General features: G+C 65.0%; 11 protein-coding genes and 1 pseudogene. 8 read left to right on the top strand and 4 right to left on the bottom strand.

Features of this window, described 5'->3' with window-relative positions:
• The first annotated feature begins 113 nt into the window (after nucleotides 1–113).
• From FOM02_RS03225 to FOM02_RS03200, 6 genes are read left to right on the top strand one after another with little or no spacing between them, the layout of a single operon-like run.
• Complete coding sequence (locus tag FOM02_RS03225; RefSeq protein WP_027564133.1) at nucleotides 114–989, top strand: branched-chain amino acid ABC transporter permease; 876 nt, start codon at nucleotides 114–116, stop codon at nucleotides 987–989.
• Nucleotides 986–1984: a branched-chain amino acid ABC transporter permease gene (locus FOM02_RS03220; protein ID WP_027564132.1), complete on the top strand. Its 999-nt coding sequence runs from the start codon at nucleotides 986–988 to the stop codon at nucleotides 1982–1984. Before FOM02_RS03225 ends, FOM02_RS03220 begins: the two co-directional genes overlap by 4 nt.
• Entirely contained in the window at nucleotides 1981–2724 is a 744-nt protein-coding gene (locus FOM02_RS03215; protein WP_027564131.1) for an ABC transporter ATP-binding protein, read from the top strand. Before FOM02_RS03220 ends, FOM02_RS03215 begins: the two co-directional genes overlap by 4 nt.
• A gap of 12 nt (nucleotides 2725–2736) precedes the next feature.
• A complete protein-coding gene (locus FOM02_RS03210) occupies nucleotides 2737–3474 on the top strand; it encodes an ABC transporter ATP-binding protein (RefSeq protein WP_027564130.1) in 738 nt (245 codons plus the stop codon).
• Nucleotides 3471–4529 carry a Gfo/Idh/MocA family protein gene (locus FOM02_RS03205; protein ID WP_027564129.1) on the top strand — a complete coding sequence of 353 codons (1059 nt, stop codon included), beginning with the start codon at nucleotides 3471–3473 and terminating at the stop codon, nucleotides 4527–4529. Before FOM02_RS03210 ends, FOM02_RS03205 begins: the two co-directional genes overlap by 4 nt.
• On the top strand, nucleotides 4526–6397 hold the full coding sequence (locus FOM02_RS03200) for a bifunctional sugar phosphate isomerase/epimerase/4-hydroxyphenylpyruvate dioxygenase family protein (RefSeq protein WP_027564128.1): 1872 nt from the start codon (nucleotides 4526–4528) through the stop codon (nucleotides 6395–6397). The genes FOM02_RS03205 and FOM02_RS03200 overlap by 4 nt, the downstream gene beginning before the upstream one ends.
• 56 nt (nucleotides 6398–6453) lie before the next feature.
• On the opposite strand, the gene FOM02_RS03195 is transcribed toward FOM02_RS03200, so the two are convergent.
• Complete coding sequence (locus FOM02_RS03195) at nucleotides 6454–7626, bottom strand: ABC transporter substrate-binding protein (RefSeq protein WP_027564127.1); 1173 nt, start codon at nucleotides 7624–7626, stop codon at nucleotides 6454–6456.
• A 310-nt stretch (nucleotides 7627–7936) separates the two neighbouring features.
• Between FOM02_RS03195 and FOM02_RS03190 the strand changes: the two are divergent.
• Nucleotides 7937–9201 (top strand): annotated as a pseudogene (locus tag FOM02_RS03190) (NAD(P)/FAD-dependent oxidoreductase).
• 164 nt (nucleotides 9202–9365) lie between these two features.
• Here FOM02_RS03190 and FOM02_RS03185 read toward each other — a convergent pair.
• From FOM02_RS03185 to FOM02_RS03175, 3 genes are all read right to left on the bottom strand, one after another.
• A complete protein-coding gene (locus FOM02_RS03185) occupies nucleotides 9366–10577 on the bottom strand; it encodes an ABC transporter substrate-binding protein (RefSeq protein WP_027564125.1) in 1212 nt (403 codons plus the stop codon).
• 69 nt (nucleotides 10578–10646) lie between these two features.
• Entirely contained in the window at nucleotides 10647–10970 is a 324-nt protein-coding gene (locus FOM02_RS03180; protein ID WP_027564124.1) for a 2Fe-2S iron-sulfur cluster-binding protein, read from the bottom strand.
• 11 nt (nucleotides 10971–10981) lie between these two features.
• Complete coding sequence (locus FOM02_RS03175; RefSeq protein WP_027564123.1) at nucleotides 10982–12202, bottom strand: cytochrome P450; 1221 nt, start codon at nucleotides 12200–12202, stop codon at nucleotides 10982–10984.
• An 83-nt stretch (nucleotides 12203–12285) separates the two neighbouring features.
• On the opposite strand from FOM02_RS03175, the gene FOM02_RS03170 reads away from it, so the two are divergent.
• Nucleotides 12286–12792 carry a MarR family winged helix-turn-helix transcriptional regulator gene (locus FOM02_RS03170; protein ID WP_027564122.1) on the top strand — a complete coding sequence of 169 codons (507 nt, stop codon included), beginning with the start codon at nucleotides 12286–12288 and terminating at the stop codon, nucleotides 12790–12792.
• Nucleotides 12793–12919 lie beyond the last annotated feature (127 nt).

Genomic DNA, 12919 nt, shown 5'->3' with positions numbered 1-12919 from the left:
AGTCACGGTGACAATCGAATTCGCGGAGAGAGGCCCCTCACCCCTGCCCTCTCCCCGTAAGAACGGGGAGAGGGAGAAGAAAGAGCAGGGAGAGGGAGAGGAAAGAGGGGAACATGTCCAACCTATTCGATCTACTGGTCGCAGGACTGGCCACCGGCGCCATCTACGCGCTGGTTGCGGTCGGCTTCACGCTGCTGTGGCAGACCTCGCAGACCATCAATTTCGCGCAAGGCGAGTTCGTGATGCTGCCGGCGTTCCTGATGCTGGCGGCGATGCATGCCGGTGCGCCGTTCTGGCTCGCCATCATCCTCGGCATCCTGCTCTCGATGATCCTGCTCGGCCTCGCCTTCAAGATGCTGCTGGTCGATCCCATGATGCGCCACGGCGTGTTGCCGCTGGCAATCGCGACCATGGCGCTCGCCATCGGTATCAAGGAAGCCGTCAAACAATTCTTCAGCGCCGAGGCTTCGCCCTTCCCGTCGATCGTGCCGACCGGTGACATCTCCATCCTCGGCCACGCCGTTTCGCTGCAAAGCATCGGCGTCCTCGTCGTCGCCATCCTTGCCGTCCTCGGACTGACGACGCTGCTGAACCGCACCTCGCTCGGCCACCAGATGCAGGCAGCAGCGCAGAACCCGACGGTGGCGCGTATCATCGGCGTTCCGGTCGAGCGCATGATCCTCCTGACCTTCCTGATCAACGCCTTCCTGGTCGCACTGGCTTCGCTGCTGATCACGCCGATCTACCTCGCAAAATTCTCCTCCGGCGAAGTGCTGGGCCAGGCCGCCTTCATCGCGGCGATCGTCGGCGGTTTCAACCAGGTGCGCGGCGCGATCGCCGGCGGCCTCCTGATCGGCGTGCTCGACAATCTCGCGGCAAGCTATGTCTCGACGCAGTACCGCGCGGCGGTGCCGCTGATCTTCCTGATCGTCGTCATCCTGTTCCGGCCGCAAGGATTGCTCGGCCGCGCCGAGGAGCGCACGGTATGAGCGGCTTTGCCAAACCCCTGAAGATCGCGCTCGGCCTCATCGTCATCGCCGGCCTGATCATCGTCCCCATGAACTTCAACCGCTACGGTCTGTTCATCCTGAGCCAATGGGCGGTGATGACCATCGCCGCGATGGGCCTCAACCTCACGCTCGGCTATGCCGGACAGGTCTCGTTGGCGCAGGGCGCCTTCGTCGGCATCGGCGCCTATGCAGCGGCGATCATGACCACCCATGGCTGGCCGCTGCCGGCTGCGATCCTGGTCGCGATCATCCTTAGCTTCGCGGTCGGCTGGGTGCTCGGCTATCCCGCGCTGCGCGTGCAACACCATTACCTCGCTTTCGTCACCCTCGCCTTTTCGACGCTGGCCTTCCTCGTGTTCCGCAACGAGAGCTGGCTCACCGGCGGCATCTACGGCATTTCCAACATCCCGCGGCCGCACATCTTCGGGATTGCCACCAACAAACCGCTGCCGTTCTACTATGTCTGCCTCGGCTCGCTCGCGATCGTCTCGCTCGCGGTGTGGTGGCTGATCCGCTCGCCCTGGGGCCGCGCCTTCATGGCGCTGCGCGAAAATCCCTTGCGCGCGCAATCGCTCGGTATTGACACGCGGCGCTATACGCTGATGGCGTTCGCGATCGGCTCGGCACTCGGCGGCGTCGCCGGCGCGCTCTATGCGCCGCTGACGCAATATATCGACCCTGTTCCCTTCAACCTGTCGCTCTCGCTCGATCTTCTGATGATGGTGATCGTCGGCGGTGCCGGCTTCTATTTCGGCCCGTTCCTGGGGGCGATGATCGCGGTGCTGCTGCCGGAATGGCTGCGCTTCACCGAAGGCTATTACCTGATGCTCTATGCGGTCGCGGTGATGCTGCTGCTGATCTGGTCGCCGACCGGCATTCTGGGGATCCTCGATCGCTACATGGCCGCGCGGCGCACCAAGGCGGCGTCCGCGCTCCGCGCCGTCGCCAAATCCAGGCTGGAGACGGCGCAATGAGTGCGGTCCTCGAAGTCACTGACATCAAGAAGAACTTTGGCGGCATCAGCGCCGTCGACGGCGTCTCGTTCGACGTGCGCGAGGGCGAGATCCTCGGCCTGATCGGTCCGAACGGCTGCGGCAAGTCCACGCTGTTCAACTGCATCCTCGGCCAGCTCACGCCATCAGGCGGCGAGGTCAAGCTCGACGGCAAGACCGTCACGGGCCTCCGACCTTCCGAGCTCAACAAGCTCGGGGTCAGCCGCACCTTCCAGCTGTTGCAGGTGTTCCCAAAGCTCTCGGTGCGAGAGAACCTGATCCTCGCCGGGCAGGAGCACCAGGGCAACATGGCCTCGCGCCTCGTCGGCCGTTCCGATGCCGGGCTGACCGACGCTGCCAACCAGATGATCGGTTTCTTCAAGCTCGATCATCTCGCCGACGAGCCGGCCGGCGGCCTCTCCTATGGCCAGCAAAAGCTGCTCGACGCCGCCATGGCGTTCATGGGCGGGCCGCGCCTGGTGCTGCTCGACGAGCCCGCCGGCGGCGTCAATCCGTCGATGCTGGCGGACCTCAAGGACCGCCTGGTCGCGATCAACCGCGAGAAGAACGCGACCTTCGTCGTGATCGAGCACAACATGGAATTCGTGATGTCGCTGTGCTCGCGCGTGATGGTGATGGCGGAGGGCAAGGTGCTGGCGATGGGACGGCCCGACGAGGTGCGCAAAAACCCCGCCGTGATCGAAGCCTATCTCGGACATTAGGGAGAGCGAGCCATGAGCGCCCCGATCCTGTCGGTTCACAATCTCGTCGGCGGCTACGGCAAGATGACGATTTTGAACGGCACGAGCTTCGCCGTGCCGCAGGCGACCATCACCACCATCATCGGCCCGAACGGCGCCGGCAAATCGACGGTGTTCAAGGCGATCTTCGGCCTTCTGAAGCTGCGCGAGGGCAAGATCAACTTCGCCGGCCGCGACGTCACCAATTTGAGCCAGCGCGCACTGCTCAACGCCGGCATCTGCTACGTGCCGCAGGGCCGCAACATCTTTCCGGAGCTGTCGGTGCGCCACAATATCGAGCTCGGCGGCGTCGCCGCCGGGAAAGGCATCGACCTGCCGATGCGGATAGAGGCCGCGCTCGACCTGTTTCCCGCACTGCGCCGCAAATCGACACAGCAGGCCTCGACGCTCTCGGGCGGCGAGCAGAAGCAGCTCGAGATCGCCCGCTCGCTGCTGCTCGAACCGAAGTTGGTGCTGATCGACGAGCCCTCGATCGGCCTGTCGCCGTTGATGGTGCAGCAGACCTTCGATATCCTCAAAAGCCTGCGTGACCGCGGCGTCACGATCCTCATGATCGAGCAGAACGCGCGCTCGGCGCTGGAAATCTCCGATTTCGGCATCGTGCTCGAGCTCGGCCAGACCCGCATGGTCGACAAGGCCGACCGCATCCTGAACGATCCCCGCATCGGCCAGCTCTTCCTCGGCGGCGCGATGGAGGAGAGTGCGGCATGAGCGCGCGAATGCGCATCGCGGTCGCCGGCGCCGGCCTGATCGGCCGCCGCCATATCGAATTGATCGCGGCATCGCCGGATTGCGTGCTGTCAGGCATTGCCGACCCCTCGCCGGCCGCGAAGGACTATGCGCGGTCGCACGGCGTGCCCTGGTATGCGGACCACCGCGCGCTGCTGGAACAAGCGAAGCCCGACGGCCTCGTCATCGCCTCGCCTAACACGCTGCACCTGCCGATGGCGCTCGATTGCGCGGCGGCGGGCGTGCCGGCGCTGATCGAGAAGCCGGTGACTGAGACCGTTGCCACCGCGCAGCGCCTCTGCGCCGCGATCAAGCGCACCGGTGTGCCGATGCTGGTCGGTCATCACCGCCGGCACAATCCGATCATCAAGGCCGCACGCGAGGCGGTGACGACCGGCAAGCTCGGCCAGCTCACCGCCGTGGTCGGCCTATGGCTACTTAAAAAGCCCGACGATTATTTCGAGGTGGCCTGGCGGCGCGAGCAAGGCGGCGGACCGCTGCTGATCAACCTCATCCACGACATCGACAATCTCCGCTTCATCTGCGGCGAGATCGCCGAGGTGCAGGCGCTGACCTCGAACAAGGCGCGCGGATTTACCGTCGAGGACACCGCAGCGCTGCTGCTGCGCTTTGCAAGTGGCGCGCTGGGGACCGTCACCGTATCGGATACGACGCCGGCGCCGTGGAGCTGGGAGCTCTCCTCGGGCGAGAACGCTGCATACCCCAAGCAGGATCAGCCCTGCTACATCTTCTCCGGCACCGCGGGATCGCTGTCCGTGCCGAATATGGAGCTGTGGTCCTATGTGCGAGAGCCCGGCTGGTACGCGCCGCTGTCGCGCGAGAGCGTTGCGCCGCCTGCCTTCGATCCGCTGGTCGAGCAGCTCCGCCATTTCTGCGCGGTCATCGCCGGCCACGAACAGCCGCTGATCTCAGCCGAGGACGCGATGGGAACGCTCGCCGTCGTCGAAGCCGTCACCGAGGCCGCGCGCACGGGCCAGACTATCTCACCGGGGCGGATCATGGAGCAGGCAGCATGAACAAGCGCTCGATCGCGACCGTCTCTCTCTCAGGGGCGCTGGACGAAAAGCTCCGTGCCATCGCGTCAGCCGGCTTCGACGAGGTCGAAATCTTCGAGAACGATTTGCTGTCGTTCGGTTCGGGCCCGCGCGACATCGCAAAGCTCTGCGGCGATCTCAATCTCAAGGTTTGCGCATTCCAGCCGTTCCGCGATTTCGAGGGCATGCCGGAGCCGCAGCGTACGCGCAATTTTGCCCGCGCGATGCGCAAGTTCGATTTGATGCAGGAGCTCGGCACCGATCTCTTGCTGATCTGCTCGAACGTGTCGCCCGCCTCGCTCGGCGGCATCGACCGCGCAGCTGATGATTTCCGCGAGCTTGGCGAGCAGGCGGCCAAGCGTGGCTTGCGCGTTGGCTACGAGGCGCTGGCCTGGGGCCGCCATGTCAACGACTACCGCGATGCCTGGGAGATCGTGCGCCGCGCCGATCATCCCGCGATCGGCGTCATCCTCGACAGCTTTCACGCGCTGGCGCCGGGCTTCCCGGTTCGCGCGATGGCCTCGATCCCCGGCGACAAGATCTTCCTGGTGCAGCTCGCCGACGCACCAAAACTCGAGCTCGACATCCTGTCGTGGAGCCGGCACTTCCGCTCCTTCCCCGGCCAGGGCGACCTGCCGGTCGGCGAGTTCATGAAGGCGATCGCGGCGACCGGCTATGCCGGGCCGCTGTCGCTGGAGATCTTCAACGACCAGTTCCGCGCCGGCTCGGCCGCACAGACCGCGGTGGACGGCCTGCGCTCGCTGATCCTGCTGGAGGACCAGCTCGCGCCGGATTGGCCAAAGTTCGCCGGCGAGCCGCTGGCACCGAAAGCGAAAAGCGGCGGCACCGGGTTCATCGAGTTTGCCGTCAATGAGACCAAGGCCGGCGACCTCGCCCGCCTGTTCTCGCAGCTCGGCTTCCGCAAGAGCGGCAAGCATCGCAGCAAGGCGGTGGAGCGCTGGTCGCAGGGCAAGGTCGAGCTCGTGATCAATTGCGAGACCGACGGCTTTGCGCATTCGCACTACGTCACACACGGCCCCGGCGTCTGCGCCATCGCGCTCGACGTTGACAATGCCGGCCTTGCCATGCAGCGCGCCGAGACGCTGAAGGCGCGGACGTTCTACCAGCCGGTCGGTCCCGGCGAATTGGAGATTCCCGCGATCCACGGCGTTGGTGGCAGTCTCCTGTATTTCCTCGACCAGGCCGGCAAGAACTGGGACACAGATTTCGAGCCGGTGGCGAGCGATGCCGCCAAGGATGCCCTGCTCGCCGTCGACCACATCGCGCAGTCGATGCCCTATGACGAGATGCTGTCGTGGCTCTTGTTCTACACCGGCATCCTCGACCTGAAGCGGCTGCCGCAGATGGAGATCGCCGACCCCCGCGGCCTCGTGCAAAGCCAGGCCATCATCAACGCCGACCAGAGCCTGCGCTTCGTCCTCAACGGCTCCTCTGCCAACCGGACGCTGCCGGCGCGCTTCATCTCGGAGTTCTTCGGCTCAGGCGTGCAGCACGTCGCGTTCTCCTGCAACGACATCTTCGCGACGGTGGCGGAGATGCGCAAGCGCGGCGCGGATTTCCTGGACATCCCCGACAACTACTACGACGACATCGAAGCCAAATACGATCTCGCCCCCGAGCTGATGGCGCAGCTGCGCGCCAACCACATCCTCTACGACCGCGAGGGTGACGGCGAGTTCTTCCAGGTCTACACCCACATCTTCGATGAGCGCTTCTTCTTCGAGATCGTCGAACGCAGGAATTACCAGGGCTTTGGCGCGGCCAATGCCGGCATCAGGCTCGCGGCGCAGGCCCGCGAGGTGCGGCCCGCGAGCATGCCGAGGGTGTAAGGTCCTTTACCTCTCCCCGCCTGCGGGGAGAGGGGAAGAGAGAGCGTCGCTCGTAGCTACTTCATCTGACACTTGTCGTGGAAGCGATCCTGGTCGTTCTCGACGATGGTGGCGACGGTCTTCAGCGCGAGCTGGCCTTCGGCATCCTTCACCACGTCCTGGAGGTAGAAGCTCTGCACCGGGATGTGGTTGTTGCCGTATTTGAACGCACCGCGCAGCGACTTGAAGTTGGCCTTTTCCATCTCGGCCTTCATCGCGTCCTTCTTGCTGGTGTCGCCCTTCACGGCGACGACCGCACTGTTGATCAGCTGGGCCGCATCATAGGCCTGTGCGCCGTAATAGGTCGGGCGGAGACCGGTGTACTTCTTGCGGTAGTCGGCGACGAAGCGCTTGTTCTGCTCGTTGGGGAGGTCGTTGACCCATTCCTGCGCGCCGGGGACGCCGAGGGCGTTCTCCTTCTGCAGCGGCAGCGACAGCTCGTCGACGGTGAAGGCGGTGTAGAGCGGCATCGTGCTCTTCAGGCCGGCTTGCGCATATTGGTTGAGGAACTGCACGCCGGCGGCACCGGGATAGAACACGAAGATCGACTCCGCGCCCGAAGCGCGCGCCTTCGAAAGCTCGGCAGAGAAGTCGAGCTGGCTCGGCCACACCGTGTATTCCTCGCCCTTGATCTCGCCCTTGAACGTGCTCTTCACGCCCGCCAGCATGTCCTTGCCGGCCGCATAGTTCGGGCCGATCAGGAACACGCTCTTGACGCCCTTCTGGTTCATGTAGAGGCCCATGGCGGCGGGCGTCTGGTCGTTCTGCCAGGAGGTCGAGAACACGTAAGGCGAGCAGAGCTCGCCCGCGAGCTGCGACGGGCCGGCATTGGCCGAGATCAGGAAGGTCTTCGAGTCCACCGCGGTCTTGAGCGAGGCCAGCAGCACGTTCGACCAGATGTAGCCGACGATGAAATCGACCTTGTCGGACTGCACCAGCTTCTCGGTCTTCTGCTTGCCCACGTCAGGCTTCTGGCCGTCGTCCTCGTAGATCACCTCGACCGGCTTGCCGTCCATCTTGCGCCCGAGGTGATCAAGCGCCAGCTCGAACGAGTTGCGCATGTCGTTGCCGATTACGGCGGTCGGGCCGCTGAAGGTCGAAACGAAACCGATCTTGATGGTGTCGCCGGCGAATGCCGGGCTCGCCAGCACCAGCGCCGCTGCGCCCGCCAGCCAGAATGCCGTCCTCATAACCACTCCCCTCCTTATTATTGATCCCGGAAACGGGGTGATCGCCGCCCCGGGCCAGTCTCTATTGAACGCAAAATCTGTCGCGCCGCCAATGGCTCAGCGCCCGCCCCTGCACCATATTTCGCCCCAATCGCCGATGGCAAGAAATATAATTCTACTCACTTCGGCCAAGGCCTGGCCGAGCCTGCGGCGCTTTTTCGCGGCCGATCGATACATCCGGCCTATGCGACGATTGATGACGGCTATTGGACCGCGGCGCCCGATCCGCACTTAAATGAAGGAAGAGAGCAGCTAGATTCGAGGGCGCATCATGACCACGACACCGCATCGCGTCGTCATCGTCGGAGCCGGCTTCGGCGGGTTGGAGACGACCTACCGGCTCGCGGGCGCGCCGGTCGAGATCACACTGATCGACCGCCGCAACCATCATCTGTTTCAGCCGCTGCTCTACCAGGTTGCGACGGCCTCGCTCGCGACCAGCGAGATCGCCTGGCCGATCCGGCACCTGATGCGCGACCGGCGCGAAGTGACGACACTGTTCGCTACGGTAAGCGGCGTCGATGCCGCACGCCGCTGCGTGCTGATCGACGACGGCAGCGAGGTGCCCTAGACACGCTGGTGCTCGCGACCGGCGCGCGCCACGCCTATTTCGGTCACGACGAGTGGGAGACATGGGCACCCGGCCTGAAGACTCTGGAGGACGGCACCACCTTGCGCCGCCACATCCTGGTGGCGTTCGAGCGCGCCGAGCGCGAGACCGATCCGGCCAAGCGCGCCGCGCGGCTCACCTTCGTGATTGTCGGCGCCGGCCCGACCGGCGTCGAGCTTGCCGGCACCATCGCCGAGATGGCGCATCACACCCTGCCCGCCGACTTCCGCAACATCGACACGACGAAGGCGCGCGTGGTGCTGATCGAGGCCGGCCCGCGCGTGCTCGCGGGCTTTGCTGACGATCTCTCCGCTTATGCGCAGGCCTCGCTGGAGAACATCGGCGTCGAGGTCGTGCTCGGGCAGGCCGTCACCGAGATCAACCGTGAGGGCGTTGTGTTCGGCGGCAAGCTGCTCGAGGCAAACGACCCGGATCTGGCCGCCGGCGTGCGCGCCTCGCCCGCTGCGGAATGGCTCGGTGCGCCAGCCGATCGCGCCGGGCGCGTAGAGGTCGAGGCCGACCTCACCATTCCCGGCCATCCCGAGATTTTTGCGATCGGCGACACCGTCAGCATCAATGCCTGGGAAGGCAAGCCGGTGCCCGGCATCGCGCCGGCGGCAAAGCAGCAGGGCCGTCACGTCGCCGAGACCATCAAGGCGCGCCTGCGCGGCGAGAACAAGGGCGCGTTCCGCTACAAGCACGCCGGCAGCCTCGCCCAGATCGGCAAGCGGCTCGCGGTGATCGATTTCGGCAAGGTCAAGCTGCGCGGCACCATCGCGTGGTGGATCTGGGGCATCGCCCACATCTACTTCCTGATTGGCCTGCGCCACCGCCTCAGCGTCGCGCTGAGCTGGCTGTGGATCTACGCGCGAGACCAGCGCGCGGCGCGGCTGATCACGCAGGGGTCAAGCAAGGTGGTGGGATGACTCTTCTCCCTCTCCCCGTTCTTACGGGGAGAGGGTTGGGGTGAGGGGCCTCTCTCCGTGGGTGGCTTGGACGTAAGACCTGTACCCCCTCACCCGGATCGCAAGAGCGATCCGACCTCTCCCCGCGAGCGGGGAGAGGTGAAGGAGGATCGCGCCAGCGGCCCCTACTTCACCAGGTCACACCCGCCCTCCGCCAGCGGGCGGAAGGCCTGATCCGCGGGAATCGTCGAGACCAGCTTGTAGTAGTCGTAGGGATATTTCGACTCCTCCGGCTTCTTCACCTCGAACAGATACATCGGATGCACGACGCGGCCGTCCTGGCGGATCGTGGTGTCGCCGAACAGCTTGTCCTTGCCTTTGAACTTCTTCATCTCGGGCACGACGTCCTTGGCATTATCGCTGCCAGTCGCCGCAACCGCGTTGAGATAGGCGAGCGTGGAGGCATAGACGCCAGCCTGGTTGCCGCTCGGCATCTTGCCGTTCATGCCGGGCCGCGCGGCGAAACGTTTTGCGAAAGCGCGGGTATCGTCGTTCATGTCCCAGTAGAAGGCTTCCATCAGCTGGAGGCCTTGCGCGACCTTGATGCCCATACCGTGGATGTCGTTGATGAAGAGCAGGAAGGCGACGAGCTTCTGCCCACCCTGCTGGATGCCGAACTCGGCGGCCTGCTTCACCGCGTTGATGGTGTCGCCGCCGGCGTTGGCAAGGCCGATCACCTGCGCCTTCGAGCCCTGTGCCTGCAACAAGAAGGAGGCGAAGTCGGAGGTGCCGAGCGGATGTTTCGAGGAGCCAAGCACCTTGCCGCCGTGGCCCTCGATATACTTTTGCGCTTCAGCCTCGATGCCCTTGCCGAGTGCGTAGTCGACCGTGAGGAAATACCAATCCTTGCCGCCGCGCGACATCATCGCGGCTGCGGTAGTGTTCCCGGTCGCCCAAGCGTCATTGACCCACTGAATGGTGTTCGGCGAGCAGGCCTTGCCGGTGAGATCCGAGCTTGCCGTGGATGACGCCAAAAAGGTCATGCGGCTGTCGCGCAGCAGCGTGTTGATCGAAAGGCCGACGGCCGAGTTCGGCACGTCGACGATGGCATCGACGCCCTCGACATCCAGCCATTTGCGCGCGATGGCGTTGCCGACGTCGGCCTTGTTCTGGTGATCGGCATAGACGATCTCGACCTTGATGCCTTTGCCGCCGCCGTTGAAATCCTCCGCCGCCATGCGCGCGGCCTCGACCGAACCCATGCCATTGGTGTCCTGAAAGATGCCGGAGATGTCGTTGAGCACACCGACGCGCACGACGTTGTCCGAGATCTCGGCGCTCGCCGCTCCGCCCATCAGGCTGGCGGCCAGCGCAAGCGTCCACTTCAGATGTTTCATCGTTCCCTCCCCTTTGGATGTCGCACCGGTCGTTGCCGGCCTATGTTTTGAAAATTAGATCCTTGAGCGTCAGACTTGCCGCTCCGGCAGTCTCAGCACGAGCCCGTCGAGCGCGGGCGTGATCGCGATCTGGCAGGACAGCCGGCTGTTCGGCAGCCGCTCGGCCGCGGTGCCGTCGAGCAGCGCGTCCTCGTCGTCGGCGACCGCGGGCAGACGCGCCAGCCAGGCTTCGTCGACATAGACGTGGCAAGTCGCGCACATGGCATTGCCGCCGCACTCCGCCAAAATGCCGTCGAGGCCGTGGCGGGTCGCGGCCTGCATGGCGCTTTCGCCGCCTGAGGTCTCGACGCGGTCGGACTTTCCATCGGGATGAATGAAGGTGATGGCAGACATGAAACTCCTCGTCAGGCGGGGGTGACGGTGACAGGCAGGCTGTCGAGCCCGCGCAGCGTGTTGTTGAAGCGGCGCTTCGGCTCGCCCGTGATCTCGATCTTTGCGACGCGGCGCGCCAGCGCAGTCAGCATCACCTCGCCTTCGAGACGGGCAACGAGCTGGCCGACGCACATGTGGATGCCGGAACCGAAGCCGACATGGCCGGAGGCGCGGCGGGTGATGTCGTAGCTATCAGGCTTGTCCCAACGCCGCGGATCGCGATTGGCGGCGGCGAGGAACATCAGCACCTTCTCGCCCTCGCCGATCCGCGCACCGGAGATCTCGACATCGCGCGTCGTCGTGCGGAAGAAGGTCTGCACCGGGCTCTCGAACCGCACCGCCTCCTCGAAGGCGCCACGCGCCAGCGAGAGATCATCGCGCAGGCGCTGCCACTGATCGGAAAAGCGCGCGAGGCAATAGACCGCTGCGCCGATGCCGTTGACCGTGGTATCGAGACCGGCAGAGAGCAGCGAGCGCACCAGCAGGGGAGCCTCGGTCGCCGTGATGGCGCCTTCGTCGACCTGCGCATGAATGCAGGCGCCGAAGCCGCCGGGCGCGAGATTGTCACGCTGACACTGCTCGGCGACATAGGCCTGGTGCGGCATCGAACGTTCGATCGCCTCCTGGCGCAACTGGTTGGGCGGGCCGAATGCGTTGAACACGACGCTCGCGTAGGGAATGAGATGCTCGCGCCCCTCCGGCTTCAGCCCGAGCGCATCCGGAAAGATCGACAGCGGATAGGCCTCCGCGAGATCCGTGATCGCATCGAAGCTGCGCTTGTCCAGCAGCGCGTCGACCCGCTCCTCGGCCGCTGCAGCGAAGCGATCGCGCACCTGCTTCATCACGGTCGGCGACAGCACCTTCGACAGCACCGCGCGGGTGCGGGTGTGCGCCGGCGGATCGGCCTCCAGGATCAGGCTCGGCGGCCGCCATGGCGTCTCCTTCTTGAAGTCGGACAGGCCGACGCCGCGGCTGGAGCAGAAGGTGGCGGGGTCGTTCAGGACGGCATGGACCTCGGCATAGCGCGCCACGCCGTAGACGTTCCACTTGTCGAGATAGACCACCGGTCCCGTCTCCCGCAGCAGCTCGTGTGTGGGATAGGGATCTGCAAAAAACTTCATGTCGAACGGATCGACGTCGAGATGCGGGACGGCCGATGAACCACTCGCCGCTGGGGAGCCGATTGCGCTCATTGAAGTCCTCCCTCACTTTGATCTTGTGAAACGCGGCCGCATGCCCTTAGGTCTCAAGGCAGCTTGCGAGTCAAAATCCCGACATGCCGACGCCTTCGACCCGATCCCGCCCAAGACCCGCGTCCGTCGAAGCCGGACCGACGCTCGACCTCGATCGCTACGTCCCGGCTCTCATCACCTTCATCGCCAACAAGCTGTCGAACAGCGCGACCGCGTTCTACCAGCGGCAGTTCGGCGTCAACGTCACGGAATGGCGGATCATGTCGCTGCTGGCGATCGAGCCCGGCATTCCGGCCTCGCGCATCTGCCACGTCATCGGATTTGACAAGGGTCCGGTGAGCCGGACGCTGGCGGGGCTCGAGAAGCGCGGGCTGGTCTCGATCCGCACCGACCCCAACGACGGCCGCACCCATTCGATTTCGCTGACGGCAAAGGGCCGCTCCACCCATGACAAGGTGATCGTCGCGGCGCTGGACCGCGAACGGCGCCTGCTGTCCTGCCTCAACAAGGACGAGCGCGAAGTGCTGATCGGCCTGGTCCGCCGCCTGCACGAGAATCTCGGCGCGGTGACCGGCGGCACCGAGACCTGACAGGCCGCACGCCGGGCGCCATCCCCCGTCATTCCCAGGCATGCGCCGGCATTTGCCGACGGCACCATTCCGGCCGCGCATCGTTTCCTCCAGGATCAGACGCGGCGGTTCCCCCGCCGTCGTCCTT

Origin of the sequence: Bradyrhizobium sp. SEMIA (genome assembly GCF_014844175.1) — a bacterium.
Classification (GTDB): domain Bacteria; phylum Pseudomonadota; class Alphaproteobacteria; order Rhizobiales; family Xanthobacteraceae; genus Bradyrhizobium; species Bradyrhizobium arachidis.
Note: the sequence above shows the minus strand (reverse complement) of the source record. Positions and strands in the feature narration are given on the sequence as shown.